Below are 25,514 nucleotides of genomic sequence, written 5' to 3'. Positions count from 1 at the left end.
TGAATCACTGGCGCCGGCAATCGCCGAGTGCAGGTGAAGTTGCGTGTGCGGTGCCCTCTGGTGCACTGCAAGAATCTGCTAGGAGCAAATATGGACAGTATCGTTGTTGCTGCGAAGTCGGCGCAAAGCACCTCGGAAATGGCGTGGGGCAATATAAAGCTGTTGGATACCAGCCTGGTCAAACTGCCAGTGGACCCCAGCGATGTCGCTTCCACTGCGCGTTCCGGCAACAACCTGATCGTCACCCTCAAATCTGGCGAACAAGTCACCATCGGCGACTTTTTCAAGGTCGATGCGGCGGGTCAGCAGAGCGGGGTGGGGTTCGAAGGCCAGGGTGGTTTTCTCGGGCGGCCAACTCGGGGGCCCTTCCCCGGGTTTCCCTTTTCGGAAGCCTCGCCCGCCGATGAATTGCTCTTGGCCGGCGCGCCCGCCAGCGGTTCCACGCCTGGCTGGATGCTGGCCGCGTTCGGTCTGGCGGGCGTAGGGGCCGCGGGGGCTGCGGTATCGGGCGGCGGTGGGGGAGGCGGCGGTGGCGGCGCGGCATCACCTGTCACTCCGGTGCCACCGACCGATACCACGGCGCCCGGCGCGCCCACCGGGCTCATTTTCGCGGCCGATGGCAGTGGTGTTTCAGGCCGCGGCGAAAGCAATGCATCCGTAGTCGTTCGCGATGCTCAGGGCAACGTCGTGGGCAGCGGTACGGTGGATGCCGATGGCAACTTCCAGGTGGCGTTTCCTGCGCCTCAGACCAATGGCGAGCCGTTGCAAGTCGTCATCACCGACGGTTCAGGCAACAGCTCAGATCCAGTGGTGATCACCGCACCCGATACCACGGCGCCCGCAGCGCCCGCCGGGCTGGCGCTGACCGCGGACGGCTCCACCTTGACCGGTACCGGTGAGCCTGGTGCCACGGCCACCGTGATCACTGCTTCGGGCGGGGGGCTGGGTTCGGCGGGGGTGGCGGCCGATGGGTCGTTCAGCCTGGTCCTGAACCCGCCGCAGGTCAACGGTGAAGCGTTGAGCGCAACACAGACCGATGCAGCGGGCAACCTATCGCCGGCCGCCAGCCTGGTCGCACCCGATCTGACACCTGACACCGCCCCTGATCCGACACCAGACCCTACGCCTGATCCAACACCCGATCCTACGCCTGACCCCACGCCTGATCCGACCCCTGATCCAACACCCGACACCACCGCTCCGGCGGTGCCGACGGGCCTCGCGGTCAGTGCCAACGGCGGTGTAATGGTCGGCCGTGGTGAAGCGGGCACTGTTGTCAACGTCACCGATGCTGGCGGTAACCTCATCGCCACCGGGACCGTGGACGCCAATGGCAACTTCCGCGTGGACCTCAATCCCGCCCAGGCCAACGGTCAGGGTCTGGAGGTGACCCTGACCGACGCCTCGGGCAATGTCTCGGCGCCGGGCAACGTCGTCGCGCCGGACATCGAAGCGCCTGCAGCACCTACCGGCCTGAGCATCGATGGCACAGGCCTGGTGTTCAGCGGACGCGCCGAAGCCGGTGCCACGGTGGTGGTGCGCGACGCGGCGGGCACTCTGCTCGGCTCGGGCACGGCCAATGCCAGCGGGAGTTTCCAGATCACCTTGAATACCCCTCAGGTCGACGGCCAAACCCTCAGCGTGGTGGCCACCGACGCGGCGGGCAATGCGTCGCTACCCGGCCAGTTGCAGGTGCCGGACCTGACGGTTTCCGAACCTATTTCCGAGTTCGTCATCAGCGCCGACGGGTTCTCCTGCGGCGGCCGTGGCCAGGCGGGCGATACCGTAACCATCACCAACGCGGCCGGGGATGTGGTCGGCAGCGCGCAGGTGAACGCATTCGGGCGGTTCTTCATTCGCTTCGCGCTGCGTCTGGCCCCCAACGAGCCCATTACCGCCACGCAGACCGATGACAACGGCAACGTTACCTCCACGCTCAGCGCGCTGGTGCCCGATGACATCGGCCCTGGCACTCCGGACAACCTCAGCCTCAGCCAGGACGGCCTGACCCTGACCGGTACTGGCACTGCCGGCGACACCGTACGTGTCTTCACCAGCCAGGGCGTGTTGCTGGGCAGTGCCATCGTCAATGCCGATGGCACGTTCTCGATCACCCTCGGCCAGGCTCAGACCAATGGCGAGATCCTGACCCTCATTGCCACCGATTTCGATAACGAAAACTCGGTGCCCGTGCCGTTCGTGGCTGCCGACAGCACGGCTCCGGCCATCGTCGGCAACGCTGGCTTTGGCGCCGACGGGACGACCCTGACCGGCACCGGCGAGCCGGGTGCCACGGTGACCGTGCGCGATGCGCAAGGCAACGTGATCGGCACCGCTACGGTGGACCAGGCCGGCAATTTCGTCGTGGCGCTGGCTCCGGCCCAGGCCGATGGGCAAGTACTCAGCGTTACCCAGACCGACGCGGCGGGTAACGTTTCGGCCGCGGTGCAAACGACGGCGCCCGATATTACCGCTGGCGTGGAGCTGAGCCAGGTGACCATCAGTGCTGACGGCACTCTGGTCAGCGGCCGTGGCCAGCCCGGCGACACCATTACCGTCACCGGCACGGGCGGGGTGGTCCTGGCCAGCGGCCCGGTTGCCGCCGACGGCACCTTCAGCCTCGTCCTCGATCCGGCGCAGACCAACGGCCAGGCGCTGCTGGTCGGTCAACAGGACGCGGCCGGCAATGCGTCGGCCACTGTTGGCCTGACCGCGCCGGACCTGGAAGCGCCCGTGGCGCCTGGCAACCTGGCGCTGGACGCCACCGGTACGCTGCTCTCGGGCCTCGGCGAGGCTGGTACTACGGTAACGGTCAAGAACGCTGCGGGCACGGTGCTGGGTACGGCACTGGTCGCTGCGGACGGTACCTTCCAGGTCACGCTTTCAGGGGCTCAGGCCAACGGCCAGGCATTGACGGTGAGTGCCGTGGATGCCGCTGGCAACAGCTCGCCTGCGGTACCCTTCACGGCGCCGGACACGACCGCGCCGAATGCGGTCACCAACCTGCTGGTCAGCGCCGATGGCCTGACCCTGACCGGTCGCGGTGAGCCCGGCGCCACGGTCACCATCACCAACGCCAGTGGCGCGATCGTCGGCACCGCTACGGTCGGTGCCAACGGTAATTTCAGCACGGGCCTGGCTCCCGCTGTGGTCGAAGGCGATGTACTCACCGCCGTGCAGGCCGACGCGGCGACCAATGTCTCGCTACCGGCGACCGTCGTTGCGCCCGATGCCATCGGCCCCGAAACGCCTGGCAATCTGGCCCTGAGCGGTGACGGTGTACAGCTGACCGGTACCGGCAGCGTGGGTAACACGGTCAATGTGTTCGGCCCCCAAGGCAACCTGTTGGGCACCGCCATCGTCGGCGCCACTGGCACCTTCGTCATTACCCTCAACCCGGCCCAGACCAATGGCGAAGTGTTGTCAGTGGTCGCTACCGATGCGCGAGGCGAGGACTCGGTACCGGTCGAAATCACCGCATTCGATTCGACTGCGCCCGACCCCGTGGGTGGCGTGACCATCAGCGCCAACGGTACGACTGTGACCGGTACCGGCGAAGTCGGCGCCACCGTTACTGTACGTGGCGCCAACGGTGCCGTGATCGGCACGGCCACGGTGGCCACCGATGGCACCTTCAGCGTCACGTTGAACACGCCGCAACTCAATGCGCAGTTGCTGCAAGTCACGCAGACCGATGCAGCGGGCAACAGTGCTGACGCTGTCGATCTGATCGCGCCTGACCTGACCGCGCCTGCCGCGCTGTCGCAGTTGGCTGTGAGCACTGATGGCCTGACCCTGACCGGACGTGGCGAGGTCGGCGCGACGGTCACGGTGCTGGCACCCAACGGTGTGGCTTTGGGAACCGCGACGGTGGGCGGCGACGGTTTGTTCAGCGTCACCTTGAACACGGCACAGACCAATGGCCAGAGCCTGAGCGTGAGCCAGAGCGATGCCGCCGGCAACCGCTCGCCGATCGCCCTCGCGCAGGCACCTGACACCGATGCGCCTGCCGCGCCCAGCGCACTGCAGCTCAACGGCAGCGGCACCGTGTTGAACGGCCTAGGCGAGGCGGGCGCTACCGTGCGCGTGGTGGATGCCAATGGCGTTGCGCTGGGCACTGCCGTGGTCGGCGCCAACGGCACCTTCCAGGTCACCCTCGTTCCGGCCCAGGCCAACGGCCAATTGCTCGAAGTTACCCAGACCGATGGCGCCGGGCAGACCTCGGTACCGGTGGCAATCACCGCTGGCGACAGCACGGCGCCAGGCGCCTTGGCCAATGTGGCCCTGAGCCGCGATGGGCTGAGCGTGACAGGCACCGGTGAAAGCGGCGCCACGGTCACGGTACGCGCGGCTAACGGCGCCGTGCTCGGCAGCGCCGTAGTGCGCACGGACGGCACCTTCAGCGTCGAGCTGGCCAGTGCGCAGGTCAATGGCGAACGCTTGGGTGTGGCCCAGGCCGACCCAAGTGGCAATCTGTCGCCGACCACGTTTGTTACCGCCGCCGATGTCACCCCACCCGGCGCTCCGGCGACGCTGGCGCTGGACGCCAGCGGCCTGGTGCTGACCGGTACCGGCGAGGCCGGCGCCACGGTGCGTATCACCAACGCCCAGGGCACGCTGCTGGGCACTGGCACGGTTGCCGCCAACGGCACGTTCAGCATCACTTTGAGCGCGCCGCAGACCAACGGCCAGAGCCTCAAGGCCGTGGCCACCGACGCGGCCAGCAACAGCTCGGCGGCCAGTACCCTGGTCGCTGCAGACACCACAGCGCCAGTTCCGGTCGGCAACCTTGCGATCAGTCCCGATGGCCTGGCGCTGTCGGGCACCGGTGAAGCGGGTGCCAGCGTGGCGGTACGTGCGGCCAACGGCGATCTGATCGGCACTGGTACCGTGGGGGCCAATGGCATCTTCCTGATTACCTTGACCCGCGCCGCGCTGCAGAGTGACGTGTTGAACGTGATCGAGACCGATGCGGCTGGCAATGCATCGACTCCTGTCACCGTCAACGGCCCGGACGGCAGCGAACCGGTCGCGCCAGGCAGCCTGGTGATAAGCCTCGACGGATCCACGTTGACTGGCACCGCGCTGGCCGGCAACACCGTGACCGTGGTCAATGCACAAGGCGCGTTGCTGGGCTCGGCCGTCGCCAATGCCGCCGGGCAGTTCAGCGTGACCCTCTCGCCCGCCCAGATCAACGGCGAGTTGCTGAGCGTGCAAGCCAGCGACGGTATCCGCGTATCGGTACCGACCTTGCTCACTGCCTTCGACGATACCCCGCCGCAGGCGCTGGACAATGTACTGCTCAGCGCCAATGGCAGCACGCTCAGCGGGGCCGGTGAAGCCGGCGCCACGGTCAATGTCCGCGATGCCAACGGCCAACTGCTCGGTACCGGCACGGTCGCCACCGATGGCACCTTCAGTATCACCTTCGTTCCGGCCCTGATTGACCGGCAGGTGCTGACGGCTACCCAGAGCGACCCCAGCGGCAATGTGTCTGCGGCGGTCAGCCTGACCGCGCCGGACCTCACGGCGCCGCCCGCGCCCTCGGGCTTGAGCCTGAACGCTCAGGGCACGATTCTGAACGGTCTGGGCGAAGCCGGGACCACGGTCGTGGTGCGCGATGCGGCCGGTGCGATTGTCGGCAACGGCACCGTCGCAGCCGACGGTACGTTCCAGATCAGCGTGAGCCCGGCACAGTTGACCGGCACCACCCTGCAGGTGACCTTGACCGACACGGCCGGCAACATTTCGCCCGTCGCTGCTCTGCCAGTGGCGGATGTCACCGCGCCCGGCGTGGTGACCGGCCTGCAGCTCAACGTCGCGGGCACGGTGCTGACCGGCAAGGGCGAGGTGGGCGCGACGGTCAGCGTGACCGCAGCCGATGGCACCGTGTTGGGCACTGCCGTGGTCGGCGCGACCGGCAGCTTCGTGGTCAACCTGGTGCCCGCGCAGGCCAATGGCGAGCTGCTCGATGTGCAGCAGACGGACGCGGCCGGCAATCTGTCGTTGCCGGTGGCACTGATTGCCGCCGACGTCACCGCGCCAAATGCCTTGAACAACGTCGTCATCAGTGCCAACGGCGCGGTGGTCAGCGGGGTGGGTGAGGCGGGTGCCACGGTGCGGGTCTTGACCAGCGCCGGTGCCGAACTGGGCACGGCGACGGTCGGCACCGATGGGCGCTTCTCGATCACTCTGACGACGCCGCAGATCAATCTGCAGTCGCTCACCGTGACCCAGGCCGATGGCGCTGGCAACTTCTCGCCCAACGTCAACCTGCTCGCGCCCGACCTGCAGGCGCCGAACGCGCCGACCAATGTCGTGCTGACCGCGCAAGGCTCGGCCGTGACCGGCCTGGCCGAGCCTGGCACGGTGGTGTCGGTGGTGGTCAGCGACGCCCAGGGTAATATCCTGGGCAGTGCAACCGTGGCCGCCAACGGCACTTTCCAAGTCAACCTGACCACGCCGCAAACCAACGGCCAGACCCTGCTGGTGACGTCCACCGATGCCGCTGGCAATGTGTCTACATCCATCACGGTGATTGCCGCCGACCTCACGGCGCCCACCCAGGCCACCGACCTTGCGGTCAACCCGGGCGGTACGCTGTTGGCCGGTAAAGGTGAAGTGGGTGCCACGGTCACGGTGTTCGATGCCCAGGGCACGCAGATCGGCACCGGTACCGTCGGGCCGAACGGAAGCTTCCTGGTCAACGTGACGCCGGTAGCGCAGAACGCCGTATTGAGCGTGATTCTCACCGATGGTGTTGGCAATGCTTCGTTGCCGGCCACGGTGACCGTGCCCGACGCCAACGGACCCGATCAACCGACCGCGCTGGTGCTCAGCGCCGATGGCCTGCGCCTGAGCGGTCTCGCCGATGCGGGCAATACCATAACCGTACGCGGCCCCAATGGCGTGCTCGGCACCACCACGGTCAATGCCGATGGTACGTTCCAACTGACTTTGAGTGCTGCGCAGACCAATGGCGAGTTGCTGGATGTGGTTGCCAGCACCGGTGGTTTCAACTCGCTGCCTGGCCAAGTCACGGCCGTGGACAGCACCGCGCCGGCGTTGACCAACGTGGTCATCAGCAACGACGGCAGCCTGATCACCGGGCGCGGCGAAGCCGGTGCCACGGTGACCGTGCTCAACCCGGTCGGTGTGGCGATTGCCACCGCCACCGTTGGCGTCACTGGCCAGTTCAGCGTGACCTTGACGCCGCCGCAGATCGACGCGCAACGCTTGCAAGTGAACCAGGTCGATGCGGCCGGCAACAGCTCGACGCCGTCCACCGTGACCGCGCCAGACCTGACGGCGCCTGCAGGGGTACTGCAGCCACTGGTAAGCGCTGATGGCCTGGTCGTCACCGGGCGCGGTGAAGCCGGTGCGACAGTCACCGTGTTCGCCAGCAATGGCGTGGTACTGGGCAGCGGCGTGGTCGATGGCAATGGCGTGTTCAGCGTCAACCTCAACCAGGCACAGAACAACGGCCAGACCCTGACCCTGTTGCAGCGCGATCTGGCGGGCAATGAATCGCCGGTCGTCAACGTGCAGGCCGGCGACACCTCGATTCCCCTGGCGCCCGCTGCGCTGGTACTCGACAGCAGCGGGTTGTTGCTCAGTGGTATTGGTGAGCCGGGCGCGAGCGTGCAGGTCAGGAATGCCAACGGTGACGTTGTCGGCAGCGGGGTGGTAGGCGCCAATGGTCGCTTCCAGATTACCCTGGACACGCCACAGGTCGCCGGGCAGTTGTTGGCCGTCACGCAGAGCGATACGGCCGGTAATACTTCACCTTCCACACCCGTGACCGCAGCGGACATTACGCCACCGACCGTGCTGATCAACGTTGCGTTGAGCAGCGATGGACGGGTGGTGACCGGTACCGGTGAAGCCGGTGCCAACGTGACGGTACGCAGCGCTGCTGGCGTACCCCTGGGCAGCGCCGTAGTGGCCGCCGATGGCAGTTTCAACGTCATCCTCAGCAGTCCGCAAATCAATGGCCAGACGTTGTCGCTGGTGCAGGTCGATGCCGCCAGCAATGCTTCACCCACGTTTACCCTGCAGGCCGCCGACATCACCGCGCCTGCCGCGCCGACCGAGTTGTCGTTGAGCCGGGCGGGTACGCTGTTTTCCGGTTTCACCGAAGCGGGCGCCACTGTCAGCATTACCGGCGCGCAGGGCCAGGTGCTCGGCACAGGTGTGGCCGGCACTGACGGTACCTTCGCCATCACGCTGGCGTCGGCCCAAGCCAATGGCCAGACACTGCGGGTCACAGCCACTGACGGTGCTGGCAATACCTCGCTGCCAGGCACCCTGGTGGCTGCCGACATCACGCCACCGGTCGCGGTCAGCAATCTGGTGGTCAGCGCCGACGGCAACGTGCTCGGCGGTTCGGGCGAGGCCAATGCCACGGTGCGTGTCACCGCCGCCAATGGCGATCTGCTCGGCACCGGCACGGTGAACGCGGGCGGTACCTTCCTGATTACCTTGAACCGGCCGGCCACCCTCAGCGATGTGCTGACCGTGGTCGAAACCGATGCGGCGGGCAATCCATCGACGCCGGCCCAGGTCAATGGCCCGGACGGCGGCGCCCCGAGCGCGCCGGCCAATCTGCTGCTGACGCTGGAGGGCGCCATTCTCACCGGCACCGGTTCGGCCGGTGCGATCATTCGTGTCACCAGCACGACCGGCGTGCTGCTGGGCACTGGCACGGTCGATGGGTCAGGTGCGTTCAGCATTCTGCTCGATACTCCGCAACGCAACGGCGAAGTGCTCAGCGTGCAAGCCAGTGACGCGATCGGCCGCGTGTCGATTGCAGTACCCTTCGCGGCCGCTGACACCACCGCGCCCGATACCCTGGCCAACGTGCAGATCAGCGCCAATGGTGCCTTGATCACCGGCACGGGCGAGGCGGGTGCGCAAGTGACGGTGCGCGATGCGCTGAACCAGTCGATGGGCACCGCGACGGTGGCAGCGGATGGCACGTTCACGATCGCCTTGACGCCAGCCCAGACCAACCTGCAGGTGCTCAACGTGACCCAGGCCGATACGGCCGGCAATCTGTCGCCGGGTGTCACCGTGACCGCACCGGACCTTACGGCGCCCGAAGCGCCGGTCGCCCTGGTGCTCAACGATGTCGGTACAGTCTTGACCGGCACCGGCGAGGCAGGCGCCAACATAGTGGTACGCAATGCCGTGGGCGCCCAGGTCGGCGCAGGCATCGTGGGCGCCAACGGCAGTTTCCAGATTACCCTGGACACCCCGCAGATCGACGGCGGTGCGTTGCGGGTCACCCTGAGCGATGCTGCAGGCAACGTCTCCCTGGCGGGCAGCGTGATCGGCCGCGATACCCTGGCGCCGGTGGCCGTGATCACCCCGGTCATCAACGCCGACGGCACCTTGATCAGCGGGCGTGGCGAGGCGGGTGCGACCGTCACGGTTACCATCGTCAGCGGTACCGTGCTCGCCTCGGCCCTGGTTGCCGCCAACGGGACCTTCAGCGTGGCGCTCGACCCGGCGCAGGCCAACGGCCAGCTTCTGGACGTGCTGCAGACCGATGCGGCCGGCAATGCTTCGGTACCCGTGGCGCTCACCGCGCCGGACATCACACCGCCCACGGCCCTCAGCGCTGTGCTCATCAGCGGCGATGGTGTAGTGGTCACCGGGCGTGGCGAGGCTGGTGCGCTGGTTCGCGTACTGGTAGGGAATGCCGAACTGGGCCGCGCCCAGGTCGACGCCAGCGGTCAATTCTCGATCACGTTGAACACTGCGCAGGTGAACCTGCAGCAACTGACCGTCACTCAGGTCGATGGGGCAGGCAACTTCTCCGCCAACGTCACCCTGAATGCCCCGGATTTGCAAGCGCCGCCCGCACCGACCAATGTCGTGCTCAGTCCCCAAGGCGGTGCGGTCATTGGCCAGGCAGAGCCCGGCACCGTGGTATCAGTGGTGGTCAGCGACGCCCAGGGCAATGTGCTGGGCAGCGCTATCGTGGCCGCCAACGGCACCTTCCAGGTCGAGCTGGCGTTCCCGCAGACCAACGGCCAGACACTGCTGGTCACTTCCACCGATGCCGCCGGCAACACCTCGACCAGTGTCACGGTGATCGCCGCCGACCTCACCGCGCCGGACGCACCGACCGCGCTGGTGGTCGGCCTCGATGGCCTGACCGTGGCAGGCCAGGGCGAAATAGGCGCCACCGTCAACGTGCGCGCTGCCAATGGCGATCTGCTCGGCATCGGTCGGGTGGGTGCGAATGGCACCTTCAGTATCACGCTCAATCGCCCTGCCACCGAAAACGAGGTGCTCAACGTCACCTTGATCGATGCGGCCACCAACGTTTCGACGGCGGCCACCGTCGTGGCGCCGGACGTGAACGGTCCTGATCAACCCACTGCACTGCTCCTGAGCGGCAACGGCTTGAGCCTGAGCGGGCAGGGCGATGTGGGCAACACCATCACTGTACGCAGCGTGACCGGCGTAGTCCTGGGCACGACTGTGGTCGACGCCAACGGCAACTTCTTGGTTGCACTGAGCGCGGCGCAAACCAACGGCGAGACGCTGGAAGTCGTCGCCACCAGCGGCGCCCTGGTGTCGTTGCCAGCACTGATCACCGTGGCCGACATCACGCCTCCCGGTCTCATCACCAACCTGCAGGTCAGCCTCGACGGCACCCAAGTCAGCGGGCGCGGCGAAGCAGGAGCCACCGTGACCATTCGTGGCCCTGACAACGCCATACTGGGCACGACGACGGTGGGCGTCACCGGCGCATTCAGCGTGACGCTCAACGACGCGCAAACCAACGGCGAGGTGCTCACGGCCGTGCAGGTCGACGGTAGCAACAACCCGTCGGCTGCAGCCACCGTCACTGCTCGCGACAGCACGCTGCCCGATGCTCCGGTAGCGATTCTCAATGCTGGCGGCACGGCGGTTAGCGGCACTGCCGAGGCGGGTACCGTGGTCAGGGTCATCGTCAGCGATGCCCAGGGCAACATACTCGGCAGCACAGTCGTAGCGCCCGATGGCACTTACCAGGTCGATCTGGGCCAAGCTCAAGCCAACGGCCAGACCTTGCTGGTGACCTCGACCGACGCGGCGGGCAACGTGTCGACGAGTACTACGCTGTTTGCACCCGACATCACGCCACCGGCGCAGGTGACCGGTCTGGTCATCAGCCCCGACGGCGATCTGCTGGCCGGGCGCGGCGAGGCAGGTGCCCGAGTGACCGTGCGCGATGCTGGCGGGAACACCGTCGGTACCGGCCTGGTCGGTGCCAGCGGCAGCTTCATCGTCACTCTGACTACCCCCGTCGTTCCTGGCGCCGTGCTCACGGTGGTGCAGCAAGATGCCGCCGGTAATCCGTCCATTGGCCTGAACATCACTGCACCGGACGGTACCGGTCCGGATCAACCGAGCGCCTTGGTGCTCACTACCGATGGCCTGCAACTGAGCGGCCAGGCCGACGCCGGCAACACCGTGACCGTGCGCAGCGCCACTGGTGTGGTGCTGGGCACGGCCGTGGCCGACGCCAACGGTGCGTTCACGATCGTTCTGTCGACCGCGCAACTCAACGGCGAACAGCTTGAAGTGATTGCCAGCCTGGGTGCGCAGGTCTCGATACCTGCGCCGTTCCAGGCGCTCGATGTGACCGCGCCGGGGGCGCTGACCGATCTGGTGGCCAGTGCAGATGGCACCCAATTGACCGGTCGCGGCGAAGTGGGCGCGACGGTCACGGTCATTGCACCCAATGGCGATGTTCTGGGCAGCGTGGTCATCGGTATCACCGGCGCCTTCACCGTGCCGTTCACGGTGCCGCAGCTGGGTGGCGGCAACCTGACGGTGTCGCAGACCGACGTGGCGGGCAACGTTTCGCCGACGGCACTGGTGCCTGCGGTGGACAGCACACCGCCCGTGGCGCCGAGCGCCACCGTTGAGCTCAACGGCAACGCCGTGGTGGGCACGGCCGAACCGGGCAGCGTGGTCACGGTGATCGTCAGCGATGCCCAAGGCAATGTCCTGGGGACCGCCACGGTCGCCTCCGACGGCACCTACCAGGTCGTGCTCGATGCAGCCCAGAACAATGGGCAGACGCTGCTGGTCACCTCCACCGATGCGGCCGGCAATGTGTCCTCGACAACCATCGTGGTCGCACCCGACATCACGGTGCCCGATCCGGTTACCAACCTGGTGGTCAGCGCCGATGGGACGCTGTTGACCGGCAAGGGCGAGGTCGGTGCCCGAGTCACGGTGCTGGGGGCGGGCGGTCTGTCCGTAGGCACGGCCACGGTCGATGCCAATGGCAACTTCACGGTCACCCTCGATCCGGTCTCCGCAGACCGCACCCTGCTCAGCGTTACCCAAGCCGACCAGACCGGCAACGTTTCAGCCATCGCCACCGTCACCACGCCCGACATCAACGGTCCTGACGTGCCGACGGCGCTGGTGCTCAGCACCGACGGTCTGCAGGTGGTTGGCCAGGGTGACATCGGCAACCTGATCACCGTGCGCAACCTGCAAGGCACCGTGCTGGGTACGGCGACCGTCGATGGCAACGGGGCTTTCCAGGTCCAGCTTGCCACCGCGCAGCTCAATGGCGAGATCCTTCAGGTCACTGCCGCCGACGGCGCGCTGACCTCGCTGCCCGCGCAATTGGTAGCGCCGGATGTGACGGCGCCGACCAACCTCGCCGAGCTGTCGGTCAGCCTCGACGGCACACTGTTGACCGGTCGTGGCGAAGCCGGCGCCACCGTGGTCGTCACTGGCCCCGGCAATGTCATTCTGGGCACCGCCGTTGTGGCCGTGACCGGAATTTTCACCGCCAACCTGACCACGCCGCAGCTCAATGGCCAAGCCTTGAGCGTGGTGCAGACCGACACGGCCGGCAACACCTCGGCGGCGCTCGTCACTCTGGCCGGCGACCGCACGCCACCGTCGGCGCCTGTCGATCTGGCTGTGATCAACCAAGGTCTGGTACTCACCGGCAGCGGGGAGCCCGGTGCGCAGGTCACGGTCAGCAACGCTCAGAACATCGTGTTGGGTACGGGCACAGTGCTGCTCGATGGTAGCTTCCAGGTTGTATTGAGCCAGGCGCAGGTCAATGGCCAGGCGCTGGGCGTGACCCTGACCGATGCTGCGGGCAACGTGTCGGTGCCAGGCGCCGTGCTGGCCGGCGACACCACCGCGCCGGTGGCCTTGACCAACATCACCATCAGCAACGACGGCGCTTTGACCAGCGTGCTGAACGGCAAGGGTGAACCGGGGGCTGTCGTCACCGTGACACGCCTGGACGGGACCGAACTGGGCAGTGGCACAGTGTCGGCGGCAGGTAATTTCAACATCATCCTGACGCCGGCCGTCACCACTGGCGAGCCGCTGAACCTGGTGCAGGTCGACGCAGCGGGCAACGTCTCGCCGATCGCGACGATCAACTCGCCAGACACCACTGCACCCGATTTGCTGACCCAGGTGGCGATCAACCTCACCACTGGGGCGACCGTGACCGGGCGTGGCGAGGCTGGGGCGACCGTGACGGTCAAGGATGCCGCGGGCGTGGTACTGGGCACCGCGCAGGTGGCGGGCGACAACAGCTTCGTGGTGACCTTGTCGCCAGCGCAGATCAACAATCAACCGCTGACCGTCGCACAGACGGACCTGTCCGGCAACGTCGGCGCGAGCACGCCGATCTTCGCGCCTGACCTGACGCCTCCGTCAGCCCCCACGCAATTGGCGCTGACTGGCAGCGGCACCGTGCTCAGCGGGCTGGGCGAAGCCAACACCACTGTCATCGTCAAGAATGCGGCAGGCGCAACGCTGGGCGCGGCGACCACGGTGGGTGCTGATGGTACTTTCCAGGTCACCTTGCCAGCGCAGCAAAACGGTCAATCGCTGGTGGTGACCCTGACCGACGCGGCCGGCAATGTGTCCGGGCCGGGCAGTCTGACCGCCCCTGATGTGACACCACCAGCAGCGCCGACCATTCTGGCGCTGAACGCGAATGGCACCTTGCTCACAGGTACAGGGGAGGCCGGCGCGCAGATAGTCGTGCGCAACAACCTCAACGTCTCGGTGGGCACCGGTACGGTCAGCGCCGACGGCACTTACAGCGTCACCCTGAGCGTGCCGCAGATCAATGGCGAGGTGCTCAGCGTCCGCCAGGTCGATGCCGCAGGCAATGCCTCGGTGGCGGTCACCGTCACCGCCAGCGACCTCCAGGCCCCGAGCGCCTTGGTCAACCTGACGGTGTCGAGCAACGGTCTGCAACTCACCGGCAGCGGTGAAGCCCTGGCTCGCATCGTGGTCAAGAACGTGCTGGGCGTGCAGATCGGCGCAGCGACGGCCGATGCCGACGGTCTCTTTACGGTCAACCTGGCCACCCCTCAACTCAATGGCCAGTTGCTGGTCGTGACCCAGGCCGACGTGGCCGGCAACGTCTCGTTGCCATTCAACTTCCCGGTACCCGACGTTACCGCGCCTGTGGCCCTGACGCTGGCGGCGGTCAGCGCCGACGGTCGAATCGTCACCGGGCGTGGCGAGGCCGGCGCGACGGTCAGCGTCACCGGCCCGCTCAACGCATCGCTGGGCACGGCAGTCGTGGCCGCCGACGGTACGTTCATCGTGACCCTGAGCACGCCGCAGACCAACTTCGAGGCCTTGCTGCTGGTCCAGCGCGACGCTGCGGGAAATGTCTCCACCGGTGTCACCGTCAATGCCCCGGACCTCACGCCGCCGGCGCTGCCGACCGGCCTGGGCCTGAGCGTCGACGGGCTGGTGTTCAACGGCACGGCTGAAGCCGGTGCGCGGGTGTTCGTGACCAACGCGCAGGGTGCGTCGCTGGGCAATGTCCGGGTCGGCGCCAACGGCACCTTCAGCGTTCCGCTGAGCCTGGCCCAACTCAACGGCGGGACCCTGGAGGTGTATGCCCAGGATGCCGCCGGCAACAAGTCGGCACTGGCGCGCTTGAGTGTTCCCGATATCACCCCGCCGAGCCTGGCCACGCAGTTGGTGGTGAATGCCGACGGTACCCTGTTGACCGGCAAGGGCGAGGCCGGGGCGACCGTCAGTGTCGGCCTGGTGGTTGGCCAGACGCCTGTCGTGCTGGGCACCGCTGTGGTCGATGTCAACGGCAACTTCCAGGTGCCGCTGGTGCCGGCTGCGCTGGGCGGGCAATTGCTCACGGTCATCCAGACCGATGCGGCAGGCAATCCGTCGGCGGGCGCTGCGTTGAACATTCCACTGGAGCTGCCACCCGCTGCGCCCCTGGCAAGCGCCATCACCAGCAATGGTGTGACCCTGACCGGCACCACCGAGGCCGGCACCACGGTGATCGTGCGCAACGCCGGTGGAACCGTATTGGGCAGCGCGGTCGCCACTGGTACCACCTTCACCGTGACCCTGAACCCGCCGCAAGCCAACGGCCAGGTGCTGGAACTGCACGCGACCAAAGGCGCGCTGACGTCGGTGGCGACCTTCTTCACTGCCGTGGACAGCACCGCGCCGGTCCCGATCACCGAACTGAACGTCAACGGTACCGGTACCGTGGTCACCGGTCGCGGCGAGGTGGGCGCTACCGTGCGGGTCAGCAATGGCGCCGGCGTTGTGGTCGGAACCGGGTTGGTTGGCGCGAACGGCACCTTCGCCGTGCTGCTGCCGGTGGCACAGGCGAACGGTGGCGTACTCACGGCGGGTCAGGGCGGGGCGGCGCCAAATGTCTCCACAGCTGTGACGGGCCCCGCACCGGACATCATCGCGCCCGTTGCGCCGGGGGTAACCGGGCTGGGCAATGCCGGGCTGACCCTCAGCGGCACCGGTGAAGCAGGTGCCATCGCTACGGTCTACAACGCAGTGGGCGTGGCCATCGGCACCTCCACCGTACTGCCCAATGGCACCTTCGCGGTGACGTTGAGCAGCCCGCAACTCAATGGGCAGTTGCTCAGCGTCAAGCTGACCGACGCGGCGGGCAACGTGTCGCTGGCAACGCCGTTCCTGACGCTCGACACCACGCCTCCTGCTGCCTTGGTCAATGTGGCCCTGGCGACCAGTGGCAGCACCGTGACCGGGCAGGGCGAGGCGGGTGCACGGGTGACCGTCAGCGTCGGTGGCGTGGCTCTGGGCACTGCCGTGGTCGACGCCAGCGGCAATTTCAGCGTCAACCTCAGCGCCGCGCAGCTCAATGGTCAGCAATTGACTGTAGTGCAGACCGATGCCGCCGGGCTGACATCGCCGATCACTGCGCTGACGGCGCGCGATGCGACCGCGCCGAATGCACCGACCGCACTGGTGCTGGTTGGTGGCGTCAGCCTGACGGGTGTGGGTGAGGCCAACAGCACCGTGAAAGTCTACGGTGCCAACAATGCCTTGCTGGCCGAAGGGCCGGTGAGTGGCCTGGGCCTGTTCAGCGTGACCCTGGCATCACCGCAGCTCAACGGCGGTGCGTTGCGGGTGACGCTGACCGACGCGGCTGGCAACGTGTCCGCTGCGGGTCAACTGGGTGTGGCCGATACCACACCACCCACTGCGCCCACCGCGACCATCAGTCCCAGCGGCACCGTGGTTTCGGGCACAGGCGAGGCGGGTGCCACGGTCACCGTGCGCAGCGGCGCGAGCGTCCTGGGTAGCGCCGTGGTCGCGGCCAACGGCACCTACAGCGTTACGCTCAGTGCCGCGCAGATCAACAGCCAGGTCCTGAGCGTCAGTCAGGCCGACGCTGCGGCCAACGTTTCGCCCACGACCACCACCACGGCGCCGGACCTGACCCCGCCGAACGTGGCCACCGGGCTGGCCGTGGCTGGCAATGGCCTGACCTTGAGCGGCACCGGCGAGCCAGGCGCCACCGTCAGCGTCAAAGCCGCCACCGGCGTCGTGCTCAATGTCGCGCCAGTCACCGTCGGCACCGACGGTACGTTCACCGTGGCCTTGAACGCCGCGCAGATCAACGGCGAACGCCTGAGCGTCACCCTGACCGATGCACGCGGCAACGTCAGCGCCGGTGCAGCGGTGGTGGCTCCGGACATCGACGTCAACGAACCGGTGATCGCTTCCAGCAACCTGGCGACGGCAACCGTCAACATCACCCCGGTGACGGTGGACAGCACTTACACCAACACCAGCGTCAGCCTGCTGCTGGGCCAAGTCAAAGCCTTCGGCTTTACTGTCGCCTCCGGTACCGTGACCGATCCGTTGATCACAGTGACCAACAATGCGGCGCTCGGTGTGTTGCCTGCTTCGGCCTTCGCCTTGGAGGTGCAGAACGCTGCAGGCAATTGGGTTACCTTGGCCAACAGCGTCACCAATCCGCAGTTGCTCAACCTGATTGGACTGGGCACCAACCAGGTCCAGGCCGACATCAGCCCGCTGCAAGCTGGCAACTACCGGCTGACCGTGGCCAGCAACCTGGTGTCGCTGCTCGACAGCCTGACCACCCAGATCCAGTTCTCCACCACCAGCCTGACCCAGTTCACCGGCACGCCCACCGCGCTCAACGGTAACGTCGTCACCGATCCCGGCGTGAACGGCCTGGCCGACCGCACCGGGCCGGACAACGGTGCGGTGCTGCAGGTGCTCAAGAACGGCACCTACGTGAGCGCCGGTGCAGGCACTGTGGTGCAGGGGCTGTACGGTCAACTGACCATCGATGCCACCGGCAAGTACACCTACAACCCGAGCGGTGCCGTCGCCACCGTAGGCAAGGTCGAGGACTTCCAGTACCAGTTGGTGCATCCCAACGGCCTGAGCTCCAGTGCTCACTTGTATGTGCGCATCGACAGCGCCAACGTCACCGAGGTGTGGAACTCCGATAACCTGGCCGCCAACGCCATGCTGGTGGATGCCGTCAACGACACCGCGACAAGCGCTTTGAGTCTGGTTGGTCAGTTCACCGACACCACGGCTACAGTGGGTCGCTACGACAGCGGACTGCTTGGCGGGCGTGGCGATTTCAACTTCAACGTAGCGCCGAACACTTCCAGCGACCTGACCTTGTCCGTCACCGGCAGTGGTTTATCGTTGCTGTCCCCGGTCACCTTCGTGTTGTCCAAGCTGCAGGCCAACGGCAGCTACGTGCAGGTGGGCTCCTACTCAGGTGCCAACCTGATCGCGGTCGGCAGCGCAGGGCTGGGAGTGCGGGTCGAGGACCAGACGGCGGGCACCTACCGCCTGAGCATCATCAACGGCGGCCTGGGTGTGGCGTCGAGCTACACCGCCAACGTGCGCCAGGAGGCCACCTCGACCAACACCTTCGTCGTCGGCAGCGCAACCACTGCCACGGGCAACCTGCTGACCGGTGTGGGCGCCGATGTGGTGGGCTCTCCCTACACCTCGCTCAGCGTGCTCAGCGCCGGGGCCTTCGTGCTGCCGGGGGTGAACGGGGTGAGCATTGCCGGTGCCCACGGCTCGCTGCTGGTCAACGCCGACGGCAGCTACGCCTACACGCCGACCTTGAACCAGAGCGGCACGGCGGTGGGGCAGAGCGACGTGTTCACCTACCAGCTCAACCATCCGACCGGGGCCAGCGATACCGCGACCCTGACCATCAACCTCAGCAACGCGGCTGCGCCGACCAGCTTCGCGCGCCTGGCGTCGTTCGACAGCGACGATGCCAGCGCCGTCCACGTCGCCGCTGCCGGCAGCGACCTGCACGACCAGCAGGGCACTTCGGCCGACGATGTGCTCGATGGAGCCCAGGGCGGTGCGCTGACCCTGCAGGGGCATGAAGGCAACGACACCCTGGTCATCTACGACCAGGCCTTCGCCTCGGTGGATGGGGGTGCCGGGATCGATACCCTGAAGTGGAATGGCGGCGATGCCGACATCGACCTGAGCAATCTGGCCGCGCGCATCAACAACATCGAGGTCATCGACCTGAACCAGTCGAGCAAGGTCAACCTGACCTTGAGCTTGAGCGATCTGCTGTCGGTCACCGACGCTAGCACCGACAAGCTGCTGATTCTGGGCGACAGCCACGACACCGTGCACATGACCGGCGCGACCTGGGCTCCGGGCGCCATCCAGACCGACAATGGCGTGCAGTACAACGTCTACACTGCGCAGGAGGATCCATCGCACCATCTGTGGGTGCAGAGCGGTATCAGTGTCGTCTGATACTCGCAATCCACGTCAGGCCTTCGGGCCTGGCGTTGCGGCAGGAAGTCGCACGTCGCCTGTCTCGGGCGTGTCAGGAACAACAGGAAGTGGAGGATTGGCTTGAAGTGGACCTTTTTGGCAGCACAGTTTTCGGTGGCCGTTCTGGCCTTGAGTAGCACAACGCTGTACACCCTGTCGGCACAGGCCGCAGACACCGTCGAACCCGAACTGCGGGTCATCAGCCCCAGCCGTCTGGAAACCCGCCCCGACTCGCGCGTCGGGCTTCATCCACGCCCCACCGCCCGGCCCGCAGCCGTGCCTGGTCCTGCTCAACAGCATGACACCGACCTGGCTGCGCCGATAGCCGGCAGCCAGCTGGGCCTGGCCCAGGCGGTTCGCTTGGCGGTGGAATGGCATCCGAGCATCGCTGAAGCGATCGGCACCCTCTACCAGCAGGGCGAGGGCATCAACGTCGCGCGCGCCGGTTATTACCCGCGCATCACCGGCGGCCTGCGCGGTGGCCTCGACAGCTCCTACGGCGGCAACGGCACCAGCCAGGCGGTGAACATATCGCTCAAGCAGATGCTGTATGACTTCGGCAAGGTCGACAGCGCCGTCGATGTGGCCAAGGCGCGGGTCGCCCGCAGCCAGGCGCAGGTGCTGCTGAGCATCGATCAAGTAGCGCGCGACGCCTCCCAGGCCTACATCGAGGTGCAGCGCTACAAGCGCCTGCTCGAGATCGCCCGAGAGCAGATCAAGGGCATCGCCGGCATCGCCGAACTCGCCCGTCAGCGCAGCGACATGGGCGCCGCGACCCGTTCCGACGTGGTCCAGGCCAAGTCACGCGAAGACGGCGCGCGGGCCACGCTGTTGCAGTATCAGGCGCTGTACAACCGCTGGCGGGCCAACCTGATCAACCTGGTCGGGCGCGCTGCGCCGTTCGAGGTCAACGACGACTTTCCGTCCTCACTGCTGGCCTCCTGCAGCACCGCCGAGCCGGACATGAACGCCTTGCCGGGGATTCTGGTGGCCAACGCGCAACGGGTCGAAGCCCAGGCTGCCATCCGCCAGGCCCGCGCCGACGGACTGCCGACCCTGTCCGTCGACCCCACGCTCAACCATTACCTGGACAGCAATTACAACAGCAACAATTCCAACATCGACCGGACCCAGGCGGGCATCTTCATCAACCTCGACGTACCGTTCTACCAGGGCGGCGCCACCACCGCCCGCACCGCAGCGGCCACCTACGCCCTGACCGCCGCCGATTCGGCCGAAGACGCCGCAAGGCTGCAGGCGCGCCAGGGGCTGTTCGAAGCCCAGGCGCAGACCGCCAGCCTGGACCGTCGACTCGGTTCGCTGCAGTACCGCCAGGCCAGCATCGTCGAAGCTCGCGAGTTGTATGGCCAGCAGTACCTGGAACTGGGCACGCGGCCGCTGCTGGACCTGCTCAACGCCGAGCAGGAAATCCACCAGTCGCGTTTCGACCTGGCCAATACCGAAGCCGACCTGCGCCGCCTGCAGGTGGACTGCCTGTACAGCACCGGCGCCCTGCGCAGTGCCTACCGAATCGATCGGAGCACCATCCAAGGCGTGGAGATCCTGCCATGAACGATGCCGTGAACCTGCCGCTGGACCCGGAAACGGCGCAACCCCACGCAACCTTTTCGCGCCAGGACTATCAGGTCTGGCTCGACGCGATTCTGGGGGTGGCGCGCCACTACCGCCTGGAATGCTCGGCCGAAAACGTGCGCATCGCGTCGATGCGCGCCGACGACTCGAGCGTCGAGGACGTGCTGCGGCAGATGGCCCGTCAGGCCGGCCTGACCATCAAGTTCGCGCACTACGATCCCACCACCCTGACCCAGTGGCGCACGCCTCTGGTGGTGCAGCTCAAGGACGGTCAGGTGGGCATCATCCAGGTGCTGGGCGACGACGAGCAGATCGGCATCGCCTACAGCGGCGACCTGGGGCTGCAGAGCAGCATCGACCGCCAGACCCTGCTGGACAACGCGCTGCGCACTGTGATCCTGCGTCCGGCTCGGCCGGTCAGCGACGTGCGCACCAACGACTACATCAAGCCCTACGACGAGCACTGGTTCCGCAAGATCGTCCTGCGCGACCTGCGGCCCTACGGCCACGTCATGCTGGCCTCGCTGGTGGCCAACGTGCTCGGGCTGGGCGGGGTGCTGTTCTCCATGCAGGTGTACGACCGGGTCATCCCGGCCGAATCCCTGCCCACGCTGTACGTGCTGTTCGGCGGCGTGCTGCTGGCGATCGTCTTCGACTTCATCATGCGCATCATGCGCATGAAGATCACCGACCTGCTGGGCAAGCGTGCCGACCTGCGGGTCAGCGACCTGGTGTTCGGTCACGCCCTGCGCCTGCGCAACTCGGCACGGCCCAAGTCGACCGGCTCGTTCATCTCGCAGTTGCGCGAGCTGGAATCGCTGCGCGACCTGATCACCTCCAGCACCGCCACGGCGCTGGCCGACCTGCCGTTCTTCCTGATCTTCCTGGTGGTGTTCTACCTGATCGGCGGGCCGCTGGTGCTGATTCCCTTGTGCGCGCTCGTTGCCATGGTGGTGCCGGGGCTCTTGGCCCAGCGCAAGTTGGCGCGTCTGGCCAACGAGTCCATGCGCGAGTCGGCCCTGCGCAACGCCATGCTGGTGGAAACCGTGCAGGGCATGGACGACATCAAGAGCCTGCAGGCCGAGCAGCGCTTCCAGCAGCAGTGGAACCACTACAACGCCGTGGCAGCGGACAGCAGCCTGCGCCTGCGCACCTTGACCAACGGCCTGGTGGCCTGGACACAGAACGTGCAGAGCGCGGTGTTCGCCATCGTCATCGTGTTCGGCGCCCCCATGGTGATCGCCGGTGACCTCACCACCGGCAGCCTGGTGGCGGCCTCGATCCTGGTCTCGCGGATGATGGCGCCGGTGTCGCAACTGACCCACGTGCTGACGCGCTGGCAACAGGCCAAAGTGGCTTTGGAAGGGCTCAACCGTCTGATGCTGCTGCCTGTCGATCACCCCGAAGGCGCCCAGCGCGTGCACCTGCCGGTGATCGGCGGGCGCTACGCGCTCAAGCGTGCCAGCTTCAAATACAGTGAGGAATCGCGCACCCCGGCGCTGACCGTCAACGACCTGACCATCGCGCCCGGCGAACGCATCGCCGTCCTCGGCCGCAACGGGGCAGGCAAGTCGACCCTGCTCCAGGCATTGGCCGGTGGCCTGGACCTGAGCGGCGGCAGTATCACGCTCGACGGTGTGGCCCTGGGACACATAGACCCGGCCGACGTGCGTCGTGACATCGGCCTGCTCACGCAGAATTCACGGCTGTTCCACGGCAGCCTGCGCGAGAACCTGATCATGGGCGCCGGGCAGGCCTCGGATCAGGAAATCATTGCGGCGCTGGAGATCACTGGCGCGCTGGATTTCGTCCGCCAGTGTCCGACCGGCATGGATCACTTGATCCTGGAAGGCGGCCTCGGCCTGTCGGGTGGCCAGCGCCAGTCGCTGCTGCTGTCGCGCCTGTTGATCCGTCAGCCGCACATCCTGCTGCTCGACGAACCCACCGCGTCCCTGGACGAGACCACCGAGCGCCGGCTGATCCACAACCTGGCCACCTGGGGGCAGGGGCGCACGATCATCGTCGCCACCCACCGCACCAGCGTGCTGGCGCTGGTCGACCGGATCATCGTGGTCGACAACGGCCAGGTGGTCATCGACGACACCAAGGAAAACGCCATCGCCACGCTGTCGCGTCCCAAGGGCGCGGCTTAATCAAGGAGGGCAGGGCAAATGGACACAGGCGAGGGTTTCAAGGTGCTGGGCTCCGGTGAATTCAAGCGCATTCCGCTGCTCAGCGAAGACGGTGCGCCCGGCCAGTCGTATTATCAGGACGGTGTCGACGACTCCACCGTGGTGCGCGCGACCCGCGTGGTGTGGGTATCGGTCGCCATGCTCCTGGCGTTCTTCGTCTGGGCCTTCTTTTTCGAAGTGGTGGAAGTCTCCACCGGCACCGGCAAGGTGATTCCCAGCTCGCGGGAGCAGGTGATCCAGTCGCTCGAAGGCGGGATCATCGCCGAGATGAATGTGACCGAAGGGGCGATCGTGGAGCGCGGGCAAGTGCTGGCCCAGTTGGATCCGACCAAGACCGAATCCAACTTCGGCGAAAGCGCGGCCAAATACCGGGCCACGTTGGCCAGCGTCGCCCGGCTGCAGGCCGAGGTCGGGCTCAAGCCGCTGAAATTTCCCCCCGAGCTCGATGCCTACCCGGCACTGCTCAAGGCTGAAACCGAGCTGTACAACGCCCGCCGTCGTGGCCTGGACGATTCCCTGACCGGCATCAACGAGTCGCTGCGTCTGGTGCGCAGCGAGTTGCAGATCACCGATAACCTGGCCAGGACCGGGGCGGCCAGCCGCGTGGAAGTCCTGCGCCTGAATCGGCAGCGGTCGGAACTCGAACTCAAGCTCACCGAGGCGCGCTCCGATTACATGGTGCGTGCCCGCGAGGAACTGGCCAAGGCCAACGCCGACGTCGAAACCCTCACCGCCGTGCTCAAGGGCCGCTCCGATTCAGTCTCGCGCCTGACCCTGCGTTCGCCGGTACGGGGCATCGTCAAGGATATCGAGGTCACCACCATCGGTGGCGTGGTACCGCCCAACGGCCAACTCATGCAAATCGTGCCGCTGGACGAGCGTCTGCTGATCGAGGCGCGCATCTCGCCTCGCGACATCGCCTTCATCCATCCCGACCAGCAGGCCAAGGTGAAGATCACCGCCTACGACTATTCGATCTACGGCGGGCTTGACGGCAAGGTCGTCACCATCTCGCCCGACACCCTTCAGGATGAGGTCAAACCGGAAGTGTTCTATTACCGCGTGTTCATCCGCACCGATTCCGACTCGCTGGAAAACAAGGCCGGCAAGACCTTCGCCATCGTCCCCGGGATGATCGCCACGGTGGACATCACCACGGGGCACAAGACGGTATTGGATTACCTGATCAAGCCACTGAACCGGGCCAAGGAAGCCCTGCGCGAACGCTAGCAGCAGCAGGGGGGCTTGCCAGCCAGGCCCGTCGGCGATTTCCAGCTCGGGCAATAGGCAGCACGCACCACCTGGGCCAGGCAGTAGCCACGGTTGCGTACCGAGCGGATCAGGCGTTCACCACCGCTGCATTGGCCAAACTTGCTTTGCAGGCGGCTCAGGGACATTTCCAGGCCGTTGTAGTGGCTGGGGTCCTTGCCCAGTCCGGCAATCAGCGCTTCCTTGCTGATGACCCGCTCGCTGCTGAAGGCGAGCAGGCTCAGCAGCCAACATTCGGTACGTGTCAGACCCACGGTGATACCGTTCTGGGTCAGGGTGCAGTCGACGTCATTGAACCACCAGAAACCACGCGCCAGCTGCGCTTCGTCGGTTGTCTGGTGGGCTGTATAGAGCTGATTGTTGATGGATGAAAATTTGTCGCCAAGATCCGTAGGCATGAGGTCGTTCCTTCAAAACGTAGAGCTGGATACAGTTGTCGTATCACTCCAAGCCTAGTACGCCGTGAAAAAACCGCCAATGCCCATCGGTCTGGTGAAAACCGCCTTTCAGTGGAAAGCGCTGGGCGGCGGCGAAATGCACCCACGGTTCAGCCGGTAGCCGCTGCCGCGCACACTCTGGATCACGTTGGTGCCGAAGACTTGGCGGATGCTGCTACGCAGGCGACTGACGAATTTCTCCACCACACGCATGTCGTAGGTCCGCAGATTCAGCCCCAGCAGTTGCGCCAGATCGTCGAAGCTCAACTGGTGATGCGGCGCGTACAGCAACGCCAGGACGACCTGAACCTGCGCAAAGGTCAGGTCCAGCCGCCGGGTTTCATCCTCCAGACACAGACGCGCGGGGTCCACCACCGGCGGCGTCAGGTTCCAGTAGTCCGGGTTCTGGAACAGTTCGACGTAAAACGTCTCGCGCGCAGGCTCAGTGCTTGGCAGGCGCAAGACATGGTCGGCTCCAGCCTGCTGATAGTCCTGGCGAATGGCCGCATCGGCGCCCGTCAAGGCCACCAGTATCGAAGCCCAGCTGTTGCCGCGGCGGATATTGTCGACCCAGCGCACGCCTTTCTGGCGTTCACCACGGCCAGGCTCGACGAGAATGGCCTTGTGCCGGCTCGACTCATAGTCATACGCCGGCTGCAACTCCGGCTGCAGGCCCTCGACGGGTAGAGAAAGGTCTTGAAGGTAGCGTTCGAGCGAGTCGGTCCGTGAAGTATCGCTGCAGAGCATGAGGAGGCGTGGTTCGAGCGGGTGAAACAGTGCAGCCAAAACTTCCATGTGTACCATTCCTGCTGTTCGCCGGGCCGGCGAACAAGGCGCAGCATCGAGCTGCTTTTATCCAAACAGTCACACTGTGTACTGGCGCTACGCTATCGGCAAGCGACTTTCGTCGTAG

The 25,514-nt window shown here is 66.3% G+C and carries 6 protein-coding genes; 4 read left to right on the top strand and 2 right to left on the bottom strand.

Annotated elements, in window-relative coordinates:
* Window positions 1-90 precede the first annotated feature (90 nt).
* The 4 genes from AC788_RS01275 to AC788_RS01260 all read left to right on the top strand — a co-directional run bounded on the left by AC788_RS01275 (window position 91) and on the right by AC788_RS01260 (window position 24,125).
* Window positions 91-19,089: a BapA/Bap/LapF family large adhesin gene (locus AC788_RS01275; protein ID WP_049858826.1), complete on the top strand. Its 18,999-nt coding sequence runs from the start codon at window positions 91-93 to the stop codon at window positions 19,087-19,089.
* A gap of 135 nt (window positions 19,090-19,224) precedes the next feature.
* The gene (locus tag AC788_RS01270) at window positions 19,225-20,682 is read left to right on the top strand and encodes a TolC family outer membrane protein (RefSeq protein ID WP_049858977.1); all 1,458 of its coding nucleotides are present in this window, start codon (window positions 19,225-19,227) and stop codon (window positions 20,680-20,682) included.
* Window positions 20,679-22,856 carry a type I secretion system permease/ATPase gene (locus tag AC788_RS01265; RefSeq protein WP_049858825.1) on the top strand — a complete coding sequence of 726 codons (2,178 nt, stop codon included), beginning with the start codon at window positions 20,679-20,681 and terminating at the stop codon, window positions 22,854-22,856. The genes AC788_RS01270 and AC788_RS01265 overlap by 4 nt, the downstream gene beginning before the upstream one ends.
* 18 nt (window positions 22,857-22,874) lie before the next feature.
* Window positions 22,875-24,125: an HlyD family type I secretion periplasmic adaptor subunit gene (locus AC788_RS01260; protein WP_049858824.1), complete on the top strand. Its 1,251-nt coding sequence runs from the start codon at window positions 22,875-22,877 to the stop codon at window positions 24,123-24,125.
* Here AC788_RS01260 and AC788_RS22025 read toward each other — a convergent pair.
* Together AC788_RS22025 and AC788_RS01250 are read right to left on the bottom strand one after the other, a co-directional pair.
* Entirely contained in the window at window positions 24,122-24,562 is a 441-nt protein-coding gene (locus AC788_RS22025) for a winged helix-turn-helix domain-containing protein (protein ID WP_049858823.1), read from the bottom strand. The genes AC788_RS01260 and AC788_RS22025 overlap by 4 nt on opposite strands.
* Before the next feature lie 108 nt (window positions 24,563-24,670).
* Entirely contained in the window at window positions 24,671-25,396 is a 726-nt protein-coding gene (locus tag AC788_RS01250) for a winged helix-turn-helix domain-containing protein (RefSeq protein ID WP_049858822.1), read from the bottom strand.
* Between the last annotated feature and the right edge of the window lie 118 nt (window positions 25,397-25,514).

The organism is Pseudomonas sp. RIT-PI-a (assembly GCF_001187875.1).
Classification (GTDB): domain Bacteria; phylum Pseudomonadota; class Gammaproteobacteria; order Pseudomonadales; family Pseudomonadaceae; genus Aquipseudomonas; species Aquipseudomonas coleopterorum.
The sequence above is the reverse complement of the archived record's forward strand: the minus strand, read 5'-3'. Positions and strand labels throughout refer to the sequence as shown.

Excerpts from the sequence above, each read along its gene's own strand:
- AC788_RS22025 (WP_049858823.1), bottom strand. The coding sequence starts at position 24,562 with ATGCCTACGGATCTTGGCGACAAATTTTCATCCATCAACAATCAGCTC.
- AC788_RS01250 (WP_049858822.1), bottom strand. The coding sequence starts at position 25,396 with ATGGAAGTTTTGGCTGCACTGTTTCACCCGCTCGAACCACGCCTCCTC.
- AC788_RS01265 (WP_049858825.1), top strand. The coding sequence starts at position 20,679 with ATGAACGATGCCGTGAACCTGCCGCTGGACCCGGAAACGGCGCAACCC.
- AC788_RS01260 (WP_049858824.1), top strand. The coding sequence starts at position 22,875 with ATGGACACAGGCGAGGGTTTCAAGGTGCTGGGCTCCGGTGAATTCAAG.
- AC788_RS01275 (WP_049858826.1), top strand. The coding sequence starts at position 91 with ATGGACAGTATCGTTGTTGCTGCGAAGTCGGCGCAAAGCACCTCGGAA.